This window comes from Enterococcus sp. DIV1767, from assembly GCF_050542585.1.
Lineage (GTDB): Bacteria > Bacillota > Bacilli > Lactobacillales > Enterococcaceae > Enterococcus_D > Enterococcus_D innesii.
The window spans coordinates 2786199-2804149 of sequence record NZ_CP172936.1 but is presented as its reverse complement, the minus strand read 5'-3'; the positions used below and the strand labels follow the sequence as shown (position 1 = coordinate 2804149).

The 17951-nt window shown below is 43.9% G+C and carries 17 protein-coding genes; 15 read left to right on the top strand and 2 right to left on the bottom strand.

The window, feature by feature from the left end; genetic code table 11:
• The first annotated feature begins 9 nt into the window (after positions 1–9).
• The 9 genes from IGI78_RS13200 (at position 10) to IGI78_RS13160 (ending at position 7366) form a co-directional block, all read left to right on the top strand.
• Positions 10–1113, top strand: coding sequence for an iron-containing alcohol dehydrogenase family protein (locus IGI78_RS13200; protein ID WP_195266464.1), 1104 nt, complete (start codon positions 10–12; stop codon positions 1111–1113).
• Between the two features lie 11 nt (positions 1114–1124).
• The gene (locus IGI78_RS13195) at positions 1125–1964 is read left to right on the top strand and encodes a PTS mannose/fructose/sorbose/N-acetylgalactosamine transporter subunit IIC (RefSeq protein WP_195266466.1); all 840 of its coding nucleotides are present in this window, start codon (positions 1125–1127) and stop codon (positions 1962–1964) included.
• Between the two features lie 19 nt (positions 1965–1983).
• The gene (locus tag IGI78_RS13190; RefSeq protein WP_008380577.1) at positions 1984–2841 is read left to right on the top strand and encodes a PTS system mannose/fructose/sorbose family transporter subunit IID; all 858 of its coding nucleotides are present in this window, start codon (positions 1984–1986) and stop codon (positions 2839–2841) included.
• A gap of 18 nt (positions 2842–2859) precedes the next feature.
• Positions 2860–3366, top strand: a complete 507-nt coding sequence (locus IGI78_RS13185; RefSeq protein WP_005228434.1) for a PTS system mannose/fructose/N-acetylgalactosamine-transporter subunit IIB — start codon at positions 2860–2862, stop codon at positions 3364–3366.
• A gap of 102 nt (positions 3367–3468) precedes the next feature.
• Positions 3469–4344, top strand: coding sequence for a hypothetical protein (locus IGI78_RS13180; protein ID WP_195266468.1), 876 nt, complete (start codon positions 3469–3471; stop codon positions 4342–4344).
• Between the two features lie 24 nt (positions 4345–4368).
• Positions 4369–4824 (top strand): PTS sugar transporter subunit IIA, encoded by a 456-nt coding sequence (locus tag IGI78_RS13175; RefSeq protein ID WP_081117905.1) that lies wholly within the window; start codon positions 4369–4371, stop codon positions 4822–4824.
• 20 nt (positions 4825–4844) lie between these two features.
• On the top strand, positions 4845–5933 hold the full coding sequence (uxuA, locus tag IGI78_RS13170) for a mannonate dehydratase (RefSeq protein ID WP_195266470.1): 1089 nt from the start codon (positions 4845–4847) through the stop codon (positions 5931–5933).
• Positions 5930–6547 carry a bifunctional 4-hydroxy-2-oxoglutarate aldolase/2-dehydro-3-deoxy-phosphogluconate aldolase gene (locus IGI78_RS13165; RefSeq protein WP_096741652.1) on the top strand — a complete coding sequence of 206 codons (618 nt, stop codon included), beginning with the start codon at positions 5930–5932 and terminating at the stop codon, positions 6545–6547. Before uxuA ends, IGI78_RS13165 begins: the two co-directional genes overlap by 4 nt.
• A 96-nt stretch (positions 6548–6643) precedes the next feature.
• A complete protein-coding gene (locus IGI78_RS13160; protein WP_096741651.1) occupies positions 6644–7366 on the top strand; it encodes an HAD family hydrolase in 723 nt (240 codons plus the stop codon).
• A 263-nt stretch (positions 7367–7629) separates the two neighbouring features.
• Here the strand turns inward: IGI78_RS13160 and IGI78_RS13155 are convergent, their stop codons facing one another.
• Positions 7630–8424 (bottom strand): AraC family transcriptional regulator, encoded by a 795-nt coding sequence (locus IGI78_RS13155; RefSeq protein WP_172634710.1) that lies wholly within the window; start codon positions 8422–8424, stop codon positions 7630–7632.
• Between the two features lie 266 nt (positions 8425–8690).
• On the opposite strand from IGI78_RS13155, the gene IGI78_RS13150 reads away from it, so the two are divergent.
• The 4 genes from IGI78_RS13150 to IGI78_RS13135 all read left to right on the top strand — a co-directional run bounded on the left by IGI78_RS13150 (position 8691) and on the right by IGI78_RS13135 (position 13503).
• Positions 8691–10307, top strand: a complete 1617-nt coding sequence (locus IGI78_RS13150) for a glycoside hydrolase family 43 protein (protein ID WP_195266471.1) — start codon at positions 8691–8693, stop codon at positions 10305–10307.
• Positions 10304–11629, top strand: a complete 1326-nt coding sequence (locus IGI78_RS13145) for an ABC transporter substrate-binding protein (protein WP_086298028.1) — start codon at positions 10304–10306, stop codon at positions 11627–11629. The genes IGI78_RS13150 and IGI78_RS13145 overlap by 4 nt, the downstream gene beginning before the upstream one ends.
• Positions 11630–11757: 128 nt before the next feature.
• Entirely contained in the window at positions 11758–12669 is a 912-nt protein-coding gene (locus tag IGI78_RS13140; RefSeq protein ID WP_042890501.1) for a carbohydrate ABC transporter permease, read from the top strand.
• Positions 12670–13503, top strand: a complete 834-nt coding sequence (locus IGI78_RS13135; RefSeq protein ID WP_005228444.1) for a carbohydrate ABC transporter permease — start codon at positions 12670–12672, stop codon at positions 13501–13503.
• Positions 13504–13558: 55 nt separating this feature from the next.
• Here the strand turns inward: IGI78_RS13135 and IGI78_RS13130 are convergent, their stop codons facing one another.
• A complete protein-coding gene (locus tag IGI78_RS13130) occupies positions 13559–14737 on the bottom strand; it encodes an ROK family protein (RefSeq protein WP_195266473.1) in 1179 nt (392 codons plus the stop codon).
• A gap of 250 nt (positions 14738–14987) precedes the next feature.
• Here IGI78_RS13130 and xylB point away from each other — a divergent pair, with 250 nt between their 5' ends.
• Together xylB and xylA are read left to right on the top strand one after the other, a co-directional pair.
• The gene (xylB, locus tag IGI78_RS13125; protein ID WP_195266475.1) at positions 14988–16484 is read left to right on the top strand and encodes a xylulokinase; all 1497 of its coding nucleotides are present in this window, start codon (positions 14988–14990) and stop codon (positions 16482–16484) included.
• 117 nt (positions 16485–16601) lie between these two features.
• Positions 16602–17909 carry a xylose isomerase gene (gene xylA, locus IGI78_RS13120; RefSeq protein ID WP_195266477.1) on the top strand — a complete coding sequence of 436 codons (1308 nt, stop codon included), beginning with the start codon at positions 16602–16604 and terminating at the stop codon, positions 17907–17909.
• Positions 17910–17951 lie beyond the last annotated feature (42 nt).

The window sequence follows — 17951 nt, the reverse complement described above, 5'->3', positions numbered from 1 at the left end:
GTGAAACTCGTGCTAACGGATTTAAAAGTAAAGGTTGGACCGCAAGTTTATCGTTACCATGAAGGCGCGATCGACTATGTGCCGGAAGTATTAAAAGAGTACAAAGTAAAACGACTGCTGCTCGTACATGGAACGGTTTCATGGGAAAAAGCAAAACCAAAATTACTCTTTTTAGAAGATGCGCATTTGGAAATTTTTTATCAGCGCTACACGGGAGAATGCAGCTATTATGGCGCTGGGCTGATTGCTGATCTTGTTGAAGAACTGGCGATAGATTTTATTCTGGGGGTTGGCGGCGGGAAGTTAGCCGACTTAGTGGGATATGCAGCACATGTAGTCAATCGACCCTTTGGACTGATCCCAACATTGGCCAGTAATTGTGCACCATGGACACCCTTGTCTGTCATGTATAAAGAGTCAGGAGAATCTGAAGGAAAGTCGGAACACTATTTAAGACAGGCTGCTTTTTTGATTACCGATCCGACGTTAGTGATTGATGCACCAGTCTCCTACTTCATCGCCGGTTTAGCAGATACGTTGGCAAAGTGGATTGAATCGGAAGCAATCTTAGCCCAACCACATTTGAAAAATGAGCCCTTCTTGCAAATGGCAGGCTATACAGCAAAATTATGCGAAACAGCTATTTTGACACAATCGAAACAAGCGATTGAAGATATGAAGCGGCAGGAAGTGACAGACGCCTTTTGTCACTTGTCGGAGATCGTTATTGCAGTTGCTGGAATGGTAGGCGGGCTAGGCGATAAATATGCCCGCAATGCAGCGGCGCATGCGATGCATGATGCCATCAGTAAATATCTGCTTGAAAGTCATCGTTTTCTTCACGGGGAAAAGGTTGCCTATGGGATGTTTTATCAATTAGCCCTTGAAGAAAAATGGACGGTCATCGATCAGTTGATCCCCTTTTATCAAGAATTGCACTTACCAATGAGTTTACATCAAATGGGTATTTTTCCTGAAGATGCACAAGTCATCGATCAGTTGGTGCAGTTCATAGATTCGAAAGAAAAAGTACACTTGATTCCAGTCTTAATCACCAAAGAACGCTTGAAAGAAGCTGTTCTTGATTTAGAAAACTATTTGAAAGAAGTTTAGGAGGAGGAAAAATGGATACATTAAGTGTTACACAAAGTTTACTGATTGCGCTATGGGTTGCAGCAGTCATGTCTCGTTGGCTCGGCGGAGGCGCCACACTGACTTTACGTTTTTCACCATTGATGACGGGATTAGTTGTCGGACTGGTGATGGGAAATGTGGCTCAAGCCATGATCGTTACTGCCGCTTTACAAATGATTTACATGGGGGTATTTTCTCCTGGCGGATCCATGCCAGCGGAACCTTCGATTGCTGCGGCGATTGCCGTACCGGTAGCTTTGCTAGGAAATCTGCAACCAGAAGCAGCGATTGCTGTTGCCGTTCCTGTTGGGTTGCTAGGGAGTTATTTGTATCAGTTCCGTTTCTTTATCAATACCTTCTTAGGAAAATATACGGATAAAGCAGTGGAAGATCTGAATGTCAAAGCAATGACTCGTTCAATTATTTTATACCCAACGTTGGCTTCATTTATTTTATTTGTTCCGCTGGTATTTATTGCACTTTATTTAGGCGCTCCACTGATTGCTGATGTCATCAATGCTCTTGAGGGGACAGTCGTTATTCATATTTTAGAAGTAGTCGGCGGAGGATTGGCAGCGATCGGGATTGCAACTACCGTCTATGTGATCGGTCGAAAAGATTATATGGTCTTTTTCTTCTTGGCCTATTTCATGAGTGTAGTTTTCAGTTCGCTGGAAATTACCATGGTCACCTATGCGATTTTTGGTATTTTGATCGCGTTGATTTTTGTTCAGTCACAAAAAGGAAAATTGGCCCCAGCCCCAGAAACGAATACAGCATCACCATCCTTTGATGATGACGATGACGATGACTATGATGACGGGTTCTAATCGATAAGGAGGAGCAGTAATGACCGAAATAATTCAAAAAGCGCAAGGCGCACCGGAAGAAATCACGAAGAAAGATGTCACAAAAGCATACCTAAGATGGCATTTCGCCAATGAGATCCCGCATTCATTTGAACGGTATTTATCACCCTCGCTTTTATACGCCATGATGCCGATTTTGCGCAAACTTTACAAAGACGATGAGGCACTGAAAGCTGCCTACAAACGCCAACTGCTGTTTTTCAATACCCAGCTGAGTTGGGGTGGCGGAGTCATCACTGGGCTGATGTCATCAATGGAACAACAGCGGGCCGAGGAAGAGCATGAGAAAAAAGAGATCTTGATGCAAGATGATCTAATGTACAACACGAAAGCTGGTTTGATGGGGGCTTTAGCAGGAATTGGGGATGCCATCGACTCAGGAACCGTTCAATATATCTTTATTGCGATTGCCGTCCCTTGGGCACAGCAAGGAAGTCCGCTAGGTGCGTTGTTCCCATTCATTTGCTTTGCACTGTATCAAGTTTCTCTAGGAATGTTTTTCGCCCGTCAAGCATTTTCGATGGGGCGCAATGCAACTGGATTGATGCAAAGTACAGGCGTCCAAACCGCAATTGAAACACTGTCGGTTCTCGGTTTGTTTATGATGGGGGTTCTGGCTGGAAACTATGTCAAAGTCAGTTCTTCGCTGCAGTTTGATATTTCTGGACGAGAATTTATTATCCAAGATATCCTTGATCAGATTGTACCAGGGATCTTGCCGTTAGCAGTTGTGATGGGCGTCTACTGGTTCTATACAAAGAAAGGATTAAAAGTCACGCAAGCATTGCTATGGCTGACTTTGATTCTGATTATTTTAGCCGGTGTCGGTATTTTATAAGAAAAGGAAGTGTCAAAAATGGGTGTAGTAAATTTAGCACGAGTCGACGAACGATTGATCCATGGGCAGGTCATGATGACCTTGTCACAAAAAAGCGGAGTCAATTCGATTTTTGTAGTGGATGAGGTAGTAGCTAAGGATAAGTTCATGCGGGAATTATACAAAAATGCCGGTAGCCGCACAGGGCAAAAAACGATCGTCGTTACACCAGAAAAAGCCAAATTTTACTGGGATGAATACAACTTCAAAGATTACAACTGTATTTTGATCGCCAAAACTGTCAGTGTGATGTACGACTTAGTCAAACACGGCGTGCCGATGAAAGAATTAAACATAGGCGGTATCGCCCAAAAAGATCCTGAAAAGGACCTTCTCGTTACAAAATCTGTTTATTTAAATCAAGCGGATGCGCAAAAACTCAAAGAAATGAACGAAGCGTACGGTGTGGAATCAATCTATTTTCAAGCAACACCTTCTGCACCGAAATCAACCCTTAAAGATGTGTTGAAGCAGTTCAATTTGTAATCATTGAGCGAGTTCGTCATCTGTTGAAGAGGAAGGCGGAGGATCTTATAAAAAAAGAGTTCCTCCTTCCTTGTCGGTAATCTGTGAATAGGAGAATTCGCCATGAATCAAACAGAAGCATTTCGTGATTGGCTGTTTCGTTATCGGTATGTCTATCGGTCGCGATCCACGGATAAAAGCAAACAAAGATTTTTGAAGGCACTCATCGCGGATATCATTCCATTTCGCAAAGACCTTCAGGTGATCGAGTATGATCACACGAAAAAAAACGCCTCACGCAATTTGTATGTTGGCGATCTGACCAAAGCAAAACGGATCATCTGCACATATTATGATACACCGCCACAGCATTTCGGTGATTACCATTTTTTTGATCGGCAGGAGCAAGGGCGCAAAACAAATCAATTTATTCTGACTGCTTCAGCAGTGATGATTCTTTTAGGGTTGTTGGGTACCTGGCTTTATATCCACTTTGCCTCAGGGAGATTTCCCTTGCTCTCATGGCAAACAGCGCTTTTTGCTTTAGGAGTCGGTATTTATTTTCTGCTATTAAATCGCGTAAGCCGCGGGGCAGGATTTGAGCAAAATTTGACCCGCAATACCTCCTCTATCTTAGCGCTGCTGTCACTGATCAGTCAAAACAGTCAAACAGCGACTGCCTTCGCATTTCTTGATGAAGGAAGTTACGGAGAACGCGGGTTGGAAGTGTTACGTGATTCAGCAAGGCCGAATGCGAAGATTTATTATTTAGATTCTATTGGTGCCGATGCGCCGATTCGAGCTATCGGCAAGCAATTCAATGAAGGGCAACTGCAGCAGCTGGCGATCGAACACAGCAGTGAAGCAATGGGCAGCATCAACTATCTGTTTTGTGCAGAAAAGCAACAGGATCAGACGTATGTGTTGCCTAGAAAACAATTAAAGCAAAAAGAGCTGAATAGTAGGAATATGCAAAAAGTCCTTGCATTATTTGGTTAGGAAGCGAAAAAGGAGGAACAACATTTGTTAGGAATCGTATTGGCAACTCACGGACAGCTGAGTACTGGTTTTAAAGATGCCGCAGAGGTGATCATGGGCAGTGTCGAAAATATTGCGGTCGTTAATTTGAACCACGGAGAGGATATTCAACTTCTGGGAAACAAAATCCATGAAGCAATCCATGAAACAGATCAAGGGGACGGTGTATTGGTGTTTGCTGATCTATTGAGTGCGAGTCCCTACAATCAGTCGGTTGTAACGATCAATCAATTAGAAGAACCTCTTCAGGAAAAGACGTATGTGATCGGCGGAGTGAATCTGCCGATGGTATTAGAAGCAATCAATCACCAATTTTTGGCGACACCGATTGAACAGGCGGTGGCAGCAGTGATCCAGCAAGGAGAAAACAGTGTGGCGCTTTGGCACAATTCTTCGGCAGGTGATAGTAGCAAAGAAACTGATGAGGACGATGATTTTTAAAAACGAAAGGATGACAGCAAATGCAATGGGGGTTTCGATGGTACGGGGAAGGGGATACGATCCCGTTAACGAATATTCGACAAATTCCAGGAATGCACGGCATTGTAGGAACACTTCTGAATAAAATGCCCGGAGATGTCTGGGAGATTTCCGAAATCAACGCACTAAAAGCATCAATTGAAAAAGAGCATCTTTCGCTATTAGGGATTGAGAGTGTGGCGATCCACGATGCGATCAAAGCTGGAACAGAGGAACGGGATCACTACATCGATCAATATATTCAAACGATTCGGAATTTAGCAGCTTGTGATGTACATATGATCTGCTATAGCTTCAAACCGATCTTCGGCTGGGCAAAAACAAACCTATTTTATCAAAACAAGGATGGCAGTTTCTCCTTGCTCTATGATCAAGCCGTTGTAGATGATATGGAACCTAGTGAGATGTATACGTTGATCCATAGCCAATCAAAAGGCTTTAAATTGCCAGGCTGGGAAGAAGAACGACTGAAAAAGTTCCAGCGTTTGATGGCAACTTATGAAGGGGTCACTCAAGAGATCCTCTTTGATAACTTAAGCTATTTCTTAAAGCGGATCATTCCTGTGTGTGAAGAAGTAGATGTGAAAATGGCGATCCATCCCGACGACCCACCTTGGGAAATTTTTGGCTTGCCACGGATCACCAAAAATTTAGAGGACTTGAAAAAAATCATGGCCATCGTGGATTCACCTTATAATGGGGTGACGTTGTGCACCGGTTCGTTAGGTGCCGATCCAGAAAACGACATGGTGGAGATCGTTCATGCCTTAAAAGGCCGCATCAACTTTGTTCATTTCCGCAATGTGTTGTTTATGGGGGAACGCAAATTTAAAGAATCTGCCCATCTTTCCACTGAAGGATCGTTAGACATGTATGCCATCATGAAAGCCTTGGTTGAGGTCGGTTTTGATGGCGTCATCCGTCCTGATCACGGACGGACGATCTGGGGGGAAGTGGCGATGCCAGGCTATGGTCTGTATGATCGCGCGATTGGAATCAGTTATCTTCAAGGGCTTCATGAAGCCGTCTTGAAAGAGCAAATGCAATCGAAGGGAGGAAAGAGTGTATGACACTCTATGAACAATTGGCAAAAACAAGGGTGTTGCCTCTTTACACGGCAACAGACCTTACCTATTTGCCAGTAGTAGAATCACTGCTGATTGAGCATGAACTGTATTTTATTGAAGTGACCTTCCGCAGTGACCTTGCTTTAGCAGCGATTGAAGAACTCTCTCGATCGGGCAAATTGATCGTAGGCGCAGGCACGGTACGCACCTTAGAACAAGCGAAAGCAGCAGTTGAGAAAGGGGCGCGCTTTATTGTTTCCCCTGCTCTTGTACCTGATGTGGTGGAATTTTGTCTTGCCGAAAACATTCCAGTATTTCCGGGGACAGCTACGCCAAATGACATTCAACGAGCAGCGGCATATGGCTTATCAGTTGTGAAATTTTTCCCCGCGGATATCTACGGGGGCTTGCCGGCGATCAAAGCCCTCAGCGGTCCGTTTTATGATATTCGATTTGTCCCAACTGGTGGCATCACTCTCGAAAATATGCAAGACTATTTATCTGATCCGCAGGTGCTAGCAGTTGGCGGCTCTTTCATTCTTTCAGAATCATTAGTAAAAGAAGGTCGGGAAAAGGCTGACAGCCATTTGGCGCATGTAAAATCATTGCTAAGTTGAGCAGTCAGCTGTAAATAAACAAGATGAAGCAATGGGTGCCAAAGGATTTTGGTACCATTGCTTTTTTATTCGCAGAAAAGCAAAGGAGGCCATAGGATGGAGAAGATAAAACTGGTGATTTTTGATATGGACGGTTTGATGTTTGAAACAGGTCGTCTAGCTTACCGCGCCTATTTAAGCGCCGCGGAGGAGTATGATTTTGAAGTTTGCCAAGATGTTTATTATTACCTGACTGGCAAAACGGAAGCCGATATTCGTAGAGGGATGCAGGAACTTTATGGCAGTACGGTACCAACGGATCGGTGGCGAGAAGCGATGAATCGTCAGAAAGAAGTGATTTTAGCTGAAGAAAAACGGGTGTTCAAAAAGCCCGGCCTTCTTGAACTGTTGGAAGCATTAAAAAAACAAGATTGCTTGATAGCCGTGGCGTCCTCTTCGTCGAAAGAAAAAATCAAGGCGTATTTTGAAATGGAACAGATGCCAGATTGGTTTGACACGGTGGTTTCTGGGGATCAAGTGCGAAACGGCAAACCTGATCCAGAAATCTTTCTAACAGCTTGCCAACAATTAGGCGTAAAGCCTGAAGCAGCCTTGGTATTAGAAGATTCTCTAGCCGGCATAAAAGCCGCAAAACAAGCCGAGATCCCAGCTTTTCTGATTGCGGATGATTTGAGTGCTTTGCCAGTCAAAAAAAATGGGAAGTATCCTTTGCTTAAACAGCCAAAACTTGAGCAAGAAGTAGCTACACAGGTGAAAACTTTTTCTGATCTAACAGAAGTCAGAGACTGGCTAGTCGTGAATCATTTTTCTTGGGCTTGATCGATATTTAAAGAAGCTTCGATCAAGCAAACGGGCATTAAGCAAGAACATACAGTGCTGTAAATCAGGGATAGTGTTGCGGAATCGATAAAACAACAAAGGTTGATTTTGGCAATTGGTTTTTTCCTGCTCATTTCTCTATGAAGAAGGGGAGCGTTAGAACGTTTTTCACTACTTTCTGGGAACGTGGCAAAAGGTTGACTAGAATAACGAGTAAGATTGTAGCAGCTCACTTTATAGGTAAGTGAAGCTGCTTTTTTACGCTATTCCTTCAGCAACGAAAAATGAGCATTGTGTGTTAAGCGGTATTCTTTCGGAGTCAGTGAGGTCAATGCTTTGAAATTTCGATTGAAGGTTCGCACGTTTTGAAAGCCAGCTTGTTCTGCTACTTCCGTAATCGGCAAGAGACTATGGGTCAGCAAAAAAGAGGCATGGCGAATTCTTGCTTGATTCAAAAGCCGAGGAAAGGTGCTTTTCAATTTCTCAGTGATCATTCTGGAAACGTAGACGCTACTATAACCGATACTGCTGCTTAGTTTTTCGAGCGTCAGCTCTTCTTTGAAGTGTGACTCGATATAGGCAAGCAGCTGGATCAGGATATCCTCTTGGTTTTTGGCTGGTAGTAAAGTCGTTTGGTGCTCAAAAAGGTAAAGGACTTGATACAGTGCCGATTTTCGTAAATAGAGGGAATCCGTTTCAAATAAAGGATAATACAGCTGATTTGCGACAGACGGATCAATGGTGATAACGGGATCTGACAAAGCAAAATCTTTGGTTTTGGCATAAAAATCTGGAATAAACTCCGGCGAAAAAACCAGAATATGTAGTTGTGATTCCTTAGGGGTTTCGATGGCATGGGTCTGGTAAGGCATGACTAATAACACTTGGCCAGTTGTAAGGACATAGGGACTTTCTTCGATTTTGACAACCGCTTCGCCGTCACTACAAAAAAGCAATTCAAAGGAACGATGAAAATGTTCCATGTAATTAAGCGAGTAGGGATGGTAACTGGAAACGCCTAGATATTCGCCAAAATGGTATTCTTCTAAAATGGTCACGCAATCTTTCCTCCATTTTTTGTCTATCGATGTGTGGAAATCGTCCTGTGAATGATAGCGATTTCATTTTATAATTATGACAGTTCAGCTGAAGAAAGTAAATAGAACAATGATTAGTGAATATTTTTAAAATGAACTACAGCAGCAAGTCTCTTTTTTTAGTTAGGTATATTAGTAAAGAAAACTTACTAACTGAAAGCTGCTTATTCCTATTGACACTCAGTTGAATCACAAAATGCCAAAAAGGGAAAGAGGAGGAAATTTTTTTGATTACCAATCCGATACTAACAGGCTTTCATCCAGACCCGAGTATTTGTCGTGCAGGAGAAGATTATTACATTGCTACATCGACCTTTGAATGGTTTCCAGGTGTGCGCATCTTCCATTCGAAGGATTTGAAGAACTGGCGCTTGATCAGTACACCAGTCAATCGTGTCAGTCAGTTGAATATGCTGGGAAACCCTGATTCTGGGGGCGTTTGGGCGCCAAACTTAAGTTACAGTGATGGTCGTTTTTGGTTGATTTATTCAGATGTCAAAACACAATCCAATAGCTGGAAAGATGTGAACAACTATTTGATCACCTGTGAAACCATTGATGGGGAGTGGTCAGAACCAATCTATATGAACTCTTCTGGTTTCGATCCCTCGTTATTTCATGACGACGACGGCAAAAAATATTTTCTGAACATGGTATGGGATTATCGCCCGACAAACCATTCCTTTTATGGGATCGCTCTTCAAGAGTTTGATTGGCAAGCCAAGAAATTGGTGGGGCAGCCCAAAATTATCTTCAAAGGAACAGAGCGCAAATTGACTGAAGCACCGGTTATGTATAAAGTGAACGGCTATTATTATTTATTGACGGCAGAAGGCGGCACCAAGTTTGAACATGCAAGTACCATCGCTCGTGGGACGCACATCGACGGGCCTTATGAAGTTCATCCTCAAAACCCTCTGATCAGTTCATGGGGACAGCCAGAGATCCCGCTACAAAAAGCTGGCCATGGTTCATTTGTGAAAACGCAGACCGATGAATGGTATTTTGTTCACTTAACAGGGCGAGCGCTGAAGTATCCAGAAACGCCCCTCTTAGAAAATCGCGGCTATTGCCCGCTCGGACGGGAAACAGCGATCCAGTCTGTTTATTGGGAAAATGATTGGCCGTATATCACAGGCGGAAACTTTCCAAAAGAGGAAGTCCCACAGCCACAGCTGCCCGAACATCCGTGGGAGACAGAATCAGGCTTTGATGATTTTGAAGAGAAGTCTTTGGCACCAGTGTTTCAAACCTTGCGGATTCCTTTTTCTGAGGAGATCGGTAGTTTGACCGCACGACCTGGATACTTGCGCTTGTATGGGCGAGAGTCGTTCAATTCCTTGTTCCATCAAGCACTGGTGGCAAGAAGATGGAGCGATTTTCGTTTCGAAGCAACGACTGCCGTCGAATTTTCACCGACCTCGTTTCTACAGTTGGCAGGCATGACGAATTACTACAATACACAAAACTGGTCGGCGATCTACATCACTCATGATGAGACGAAAGGCAGAATCATTACTGTATTGGCAAGCGAAAAGGGCCAACTGAAGAGTCAAAAAGCACCAGAAGTTATGATACCAGCCGATGTACAAACAGTCTACTTCAAAACGATCGTTAATTATGCCCACTATCAATACGCGTACTCCTTTGATCAAAAAGAGTGGCAGGTCATCGATCAGCTATTTGACAGCTTGCAATTGTCTGACGACTATGTAGCAGAACATTACGGTGGGTTCTTTACAGGGGCTTTTGTAGGGATGTTTGCGATCGATACGACCGGCAATCGTTTGGCGGCTGATTTTGATTCATTTGACTATCAAAAAATCGAGGAGGAAGAAAGATGAAAAATTGGAAACGGGTCTTACAAACAGCGTCAGTGGCGGGCTTAGCGGCTTTTATGCTTAGTGGCTGCGGGAATGGTTCAGGAAACAGCGGCTCGGATAACAGCGCATCAGGAAGTAGTGGCAAGGATGAACTCGTGGTTTGGACCTTTACTTCAGAATTATCAACGATGATCAATGATTACTATTTGCCGGCGCATGACGATTTGGCCTATGACATTCGGATCGTGGAGATTCCTTCTGACCAATTCGAGACCAAGCTCGATCCGATTCTCGGTTCCAAAGATGCACCAGATGTGATTGCTTTAGAATCTGCCTTTGTCAAAAAATATGTGGAATCAGGCATGATGGCAGACCTTGGTTCACTGGGACTTGATGAAGCCGCGGCAGATACGTATCAATATGTCAAAGACGTAGGGACTTCAAAAGACGGGGTTCTTCATGCCTTGGCTTGGCAAGCCGCTCCTGGCGGGTTTTATTACCGGGCATCGATGGCAGAAGAGCTGCTAGGGATCGATGATCCAGCGGCTGCGCAAGCGGCCTTGTCAGACTACGACAAGTTCTATGAGGAAGCCAAAGCAGTCAAAGAAAAAAGTGGTGGAACCACCTATATGATCTCTAGTGTCCAAGATTTGGCGAAGCCTTTTTATGGTCAACGCGAACATGGCTGGGTTGAAGACGGTAAATTAGTGATCGACGACAGTTTGTATGATTTGTTGGATATATCACGAAAATTTGTAGAAGAAGGCCTGACACAAGATACAGAAGGACAATCAGAAGCTTGGTTTGCTGGAATGAATAGCGACAATGTATTCGGTTATAGTTTGCCGACATGGGGGCTGCACTATTGGTTAAAACCAAATGCGACAGCTGCCGATAACTCCAGCTCAACAGAAGGGGACTGGCGCATGATCCAAGGACCGTCGTCGTGGTTCTGGGGCGGCACATGGATCGGTGCTACGGCAAATTCTGAGATGCAAGAAGAAGCGGCGCAATTGGTGGCTTACTTGACCACAGATCAAGCATTTTTAAAACAATGGGCCGAAGATACTGGTGATTTTGTATCGAATGAGCGAGTCGTTGAAGAAATTAAAAGCGAATACCAAGAGGAATTTTTAGGCGGTCAAAACCACTATGCAGAATTTGCCGATATGGTTCAAGACATCAACGCGAAAATTCTGACCGAGTATGACCAGACGATTGAAACCCTCTTTACGGATAGTTGTTTGACACCATATTCAAAAGGTGAAGTGGATCAGGAAACGGCGATCCAAAACTTTAAAGATGCGGTCGTCAATGCTTATCCAGATGTTCAAGTAGATTAGGCGTTGTTGAAATCGGCACCGAAGACGGGGTCGGTTTCAACCTTTTCTAGGTACTAGGCGCTGCTTAAATGGCTTGTCTTTATAGGCAGAAGTTGACAGTGGAAGAAAAAAATATCAGGGGGATTACGATGCAGAATAAGAGAAGATTTGAACAGTATCATCGCTATGGGCTATTATTTATCGCACCATTTTTTCTAGCATTCTTGGTTTTTCAGCTTTATCCAATTCTCTATACGATTTACCTGAGCTTTACAGATCTAAAAGGGTGGAATCCGACTGCCAATCTTGTCGGACTGGATAACTATCTTGCGATTTTTCGCAACCCGTTATTTTTAAAATCGATCAGCAATACCTTTATTTTGTGGGGCGTAAACTTTGTTCCTCAAATTGGCTTGGCTTTGTTGCTGGCGGCATGGTTTACCAATATCAAGCTGCGCTTGCGGGGGAAAGGCTTCTTCAAAGTCGCTTTTTACTTACCCAACATCATTACTGCCGCTTCAGTAGCAATCTTATTTTTTGTTTTGTTCAGTTTTCCGTTAGGTCCGATCAACCTAGTCTTGCAGCATTTCGGTGTTTTGGACCAGCCCTATGACTTTTTCCGTAGTGAAACGGGCACTCGGCTGATCGTTTCCTTTATCCAATTTTGGATGTGGTATGGTCAGACAACGATCGTTTTGGTTTCGGGCATTTTGAGCATTGATGATGCTCTTTTTGAATCAGCAATGGTCGATGGAGCCAATGATGGTCAAATTTTCCGCAAGATTACGCTGCCTTTGTTAAAACCAATCTTGCTTTATACATTGGTGACGTCCTTGATTGGCGGCTTGCAAATGTTCGATATTCCTTTTTTGCTGACAAATGGCAATCCCAACAATAGCGTCTTAACGATCACGATGTTTATCTACAACCAAGCCTTTACCGGGAGTCGGAATTTCAACGTTGCCGCAACCGCGTCGGTACTATTATTGGTACTTTCAATCGTATTAAGCACGTTATTGTTTCAATTTTTCAAAGAAAACAGCAAAGTGGGGCGAAAATAAATGGAAAATAGCTATCGAGCAAAACGATTGTTGATCTATGTCTTTTTGGTGTTGCTGACCATCCTAAGTATACTGCCGTTTTGGGTCGTCTTAGTCAATGCGACTCGTTCAGCGGAACAGATCCAGCAAGGGCTGTCCTTGTGGCCCGGCGGTAATCTCCAATACAACTGGTCCGTCTTAATGGGCAGAGGCTTTAATGTTTTCAATGGGTTTAAAAATAGTTTCCTGATTGCTGCTGGTGCTACCGTTCTCAATGTGTATTTTTCAGCGCTGACGGCTTATGGCGTGATCGCCTATGAATTTCGTGGCAAGAAAGTCCTGTTTGCTGTCATTCTTGGGCTGATCATGATTCCTCAGCAAATTAGCATGATCGGTTTTTATCAATTTATGAATCGCTTAGGGCTCTTAAATAATTTTCTGCCATTGATTTTACCAGCGATCGCATCACCCGCGACCGTTTTTTTCTTAAAGCAATATTTAGAAACGATCTATCATCCTGATTTGGCAGATTCTGCTCGTTTAGACGGAGCCGGCGAAATCAAAATTTTCCATCGCATCATGTTGCCTTTGATGAAACCGGGCCTAGCCACCATGGCGATTTTCTCGTTCGTGACCTCGTGGAATAATTTCTTGATGCCCTTGATCTTGATCAACGATACGGAAAAGTATACGTTACCGATGCTGGTCCAATTGCTGAAAACCGATGTTTACCGTACTGAATTTGGCAGTATGTATCTAGGGATCTCATTAAGTATTATTCCTTTACTGCTGATTTACCTGTTTCTCTCGAAATACATCGTGGGCGGTGTGACGGCTGGCGGAATCAAAGGATAGCGAGACCTTTTTACCAAAAGAAAACGCTGGACTGAGTTTTCAGTCCAGCGTTCATTTAACGGATCGCATGGGAGAGATCAAGTGCTGCAAAGCGTAAATCGTTGATATTCAAGAAATGTTTTGCCACTAGAACGTTACCGCCAAACAGCGGGGCTTGATCGCCCAATCGACTGTTTTTGATCTTCGTGTTTTTGGTGAACTGACTGGTCAATTTTTGCTGCAGCACCAGTAATAAATCAGGAATTTTGCGATAGACCGAGCTGTTGATATAGACTTCTTCGGGATCAGAAAAAGTGATGACATTGTTTAGCCCAATGCTAAGAAACTCAACATTTTGTTGCGCCAATTCGACTGCTGATTTTTCTCCGGCATGGTAGGCTTGTGCGAAGGTATCCGAATTTACGAAGGCAGTTTTTGTATAGTGACTGTAGGTGTCAAACAAGACTTTGTTCGAGGCATATTGCTCTAAGCAGCCTCGATTGCCGCAAGGACACAAGTTGCCGTGAGGAAAGAGCGTAGAATGGCCAACTTCCCCCGCCATACCGTGAGTACCGGTTTGTAGCTGCCCATCAACGATGATTCCGACACCGATCCCGCTATGGACGCTGACGCTCAGTAAATTCGTGGAATCAGAAGAAAAACAGTACTCGCCTAAAGCCGTCAGATTGGCTTCGTTTTCTATATAGACCGCCGTATTGTATTTTTGGCTCAAAGGGGCGATCAAATCAAAGTGTTCCAAGTCGTAGTAGGGGGCAAAGGTGATCGTCTGATTGTGAACGATGCCGTGGATCGCCAAACAGATTCCTACTAATCCATGAGTGGTTTGCGGCATTTGCGGCCAAAATTCTTTCATCATAGAATCGATCGTCGCCAGTACATTTTCTTTGGTGATCAATTCATGGGAATGATCGGCGGAGGCGATCATCTCGCCATTGATATAAGAAAGCATTCCACGAACATAGTTATAGCCGATGTCAAAGGTAACAGCTAAGCTGCTGCGGTGATTGAATTGCAATTGAATCGGCTTGCGACCACCGATCGAAGTGGAATCCCCAATGCCGACTTCGCGCACGAAGTCCGTGTCGATCAGTTTTTTGGTTATTTGAGAAACAGACGCTTTATTGAGATGGGTCAAATTTGACACTTCCGCTCTTGACACATTTTCATTGTCAATGATTGTCTTCAATACAGCCGCTTCATTTTGTTCGCGTATGCCCATTTTATTGATAATCATGTGTTCTCCTCTTCGTAGATGTGATTAGTGTTAGTTTACCGTGCAAATTAATATTGTGCAAGCTGAAGAATAAAGAAAAAACGAAGAATGTAGGAACAGTAGTTTGAGAACGAAAAACCATAAAAGAATCGTTGAAAGCGCTTGACAGGAATGCAAGAATCGTTTACTATCCAATTAGTTAGTTTTGAATGCTAATTAACCGATTGAGGATCAATGGTTAACTGCTTCAAACAGAGGAAGGAGAGAAGAGATGGCTTATTTTTTAGGGGTGGATCTAGGAACAAGTGCGTTAAAAGGCTTAGTTTTTGATCAAACCGGGGAACTCCAAGGAACAGCAAGTGCTGACTATCCATTGTCATCCCCTAGACCGGGGTTCAGTGAGCAAGAGCCGGTGCATTGGCAAGAGGCGGCAGATAAGGTAATCAAAACCTTGATCCAGCAGCTTCCAACGCTGCAGAAAGAATTGATCGGCATCAGCTTTTCTGGGCAAATGCATAGTCTTGTTTTATTGGATGAAGATAACCGAGTCATTCGTCCGGCAATATTATGGAATGACGTTCGAACCACCAAACAATGCCAAGAGATCATGGCATCCTTTGGAGAGGAAATAAAAGCAATCACCAAGAATGTTGCTTTGGAAGGGTTCACCTTACCAAAAGTTTTATGGGTTCAAGAACATGAGCCTGAACATTGGCAACAAGTTCGTCACATGATGCTGCCAAAAGACTACTTGGCTTTTTGGCTGACTGGTAACTATTCGATGGATTATTCTGATGCAGCGGGTACGTTGCTGCTGGATATCGAAAAGAAGTGCTGGTCTGAAGCCATTCTAGAAAAATTCGCCATCGCATCGGATTTACTGCCGCCGCTTTTTGAATCAGCAGCGCCTGTAGGGCAAATGCGAAAAGAGCTGCAAGAAGCCTTTGGCTTTGAACAAGAGGTGACGATCTATGCAGGTGGCGCAGACAATGCCTGTGCTGCATTAGGGTCAGGGATCATCGCCGAAGGTGTCGGCATGGTGTCGATTGGCACTAGCGGTGTGTTCTTATCCTTTGAAGAAGCGCAAGAGGTTGATTATCAAGGCGATCTACACCTTTTCCGTCATGCGATCAAAGACAAGTTGTATTCAATGGGGGTCACGTTAGCCGCTGGAAATTCCTTAAGCTGGTATCGTGATACGTTTGCCCCAAACCAATCGTTTCAGGAATTGCTTTCAGCGATCAGTGAGGTAAAACCGGGGGCAGAAGGCCTGCTGTTTACGCCTTATATCGTGGGCGAACGCACCCCACATACCGACAGCCAAATCAGAGGAAGTTTTATTGGCATTGACACACGGCATCGCGAAAAGCATTTCAGTCGTGCCGTCTTAGAAGGGATCACCTTCTCTTTGAAAGATTCCCAAATGATCATGGAAGAACGAGCACAGCGGAAATTCACCCAGATCGTTTCTGTGGGGGGCGGTGCGAAAAATGCCGAATGGCTGCAAATGCAAGCCGATATTTTTAATGCAGAAATGCTGACTTTGTCTACTGAGCAAGGTCCAGGTATGGGCGCAGCAATGCTGGCAGCAATCGGCAGTGGCATTTATCCAGATGCAGGTGCTTGTGTTAACGCCTTTGTCAAATATGGCAAAGCCATTGCACCGATTCCTGAAAATGTCGCCAAATACCAAGAAATCTATGCGATCTACCGGACCGTCTACCAGCAAACCGCGCCTATCTGCCATGCGTTGGCGCAAATCGAATAGCGTAATGGCCGCAGGCAATCTGCTTGATCAAAGCGAGGAATCGTTTTTAGTTCTAAATGATTGGAAACAAGTAAGTTAGTTTATTACACTAAAAAACATAAAATGGAGGCAACAACAATGACTTATTTCCCAGAGATCGAAAAAATCCGCTACGAAGGTCCTAAAACAGACAATATGTTTGCATTTCGCCATTACGATGCCGAAGAAGTTGTTTTGGGCAAGAAAATGAAAGATCATCTACGTTTTGCAATCGCCTATTGGCATACGATGACGCAAGACGGCTCTGATCCTTTCGGCGCACCTGTCAACAAACGGACGTGGATTGGTGACACCGAAATGGAAACGGCGAAAAATCGAGTAGAAGCCTTCTTTGAGATTTGCGAAAAATTAGGGGCAGAGTTCTTCTGTTTCCATGATGTTGACGTGGCACCTGCGGGAGAAACGTTAGAAGAATTTTTCCAAAACTTAGACGAAATCACCGATTTGATCAAAGAAAAAATGGAACAAACGGGAATCAAACTATTATGGAATACAGCAAATATGTTCTCACACCCTCGTTTCAACAACGGCGCTGCTTCCACCAATAATGCGGAAGTTTACGCGTATGCAGCAGCCCAAGTTAAAAAAGGCTTAGATATCTCGAAAAAATTAGGCGGGGAAAACTATGTCTTCTGGGGCGGCCGTGAAGGCTATGAAACCTTGTTGAATACAGACATGAAATTTGAACAAGACAACATCGCCCGTCTATTCAAAATGGCGATCGCTTATGGCGAAAAAATCGGTCATAAACCGCAGTTCTTATTAGAGCCGAAACCAAAAGAACCATCAAAACACCAATATGATTTTGATGCAGCGACAACGATGGCCTTCATTCAGCACTACGGCTTAGAAGGAGATTTCAAATTAAATCTAGAAGCCAATCATGCAACATTAGCTGGGCATACCTTTGAACATGAAATCGCCGTCGCCCGTAGCTATAACGCATTAGGCTCACTGGATGCCAACCAAGGAGATATGCTGTTAGGATGGGATACGGATGAATTCCCAACCAACGTCTTTGACTCAACACTCGCTTTATACGAAGTCTTAGAAAACGGCGGCATCGCGCCGGGAGGAATCAATTTCGATTCTAAAGTCCGTCGTTCGTCATTTGAAATGGAAGATCTGTTGTTAGCCCACATCGCTGGTATGGATACGTATGCCAGAGCGTTGAAAGCAGCAGCGAAACTAAAAGAAGACCGCTTCTTAGACGAGTTGAAGAAAAAACGGTACGCCTCTTTCCAAGAAGGCATCGGAGCGAAGATCGTTGCTGATGAGGAAAACTTAGAAACACTGACAGATTACGCATTGGCGCATGATCAAATCGAATTAGAATCCAGCCACATTGAATATGTGAAATCTCGTTTGAATGATTACCTGTTTTAATAAGAAACGACTGTCGTTCTGAGGAGCGACAGTTTTTTCACC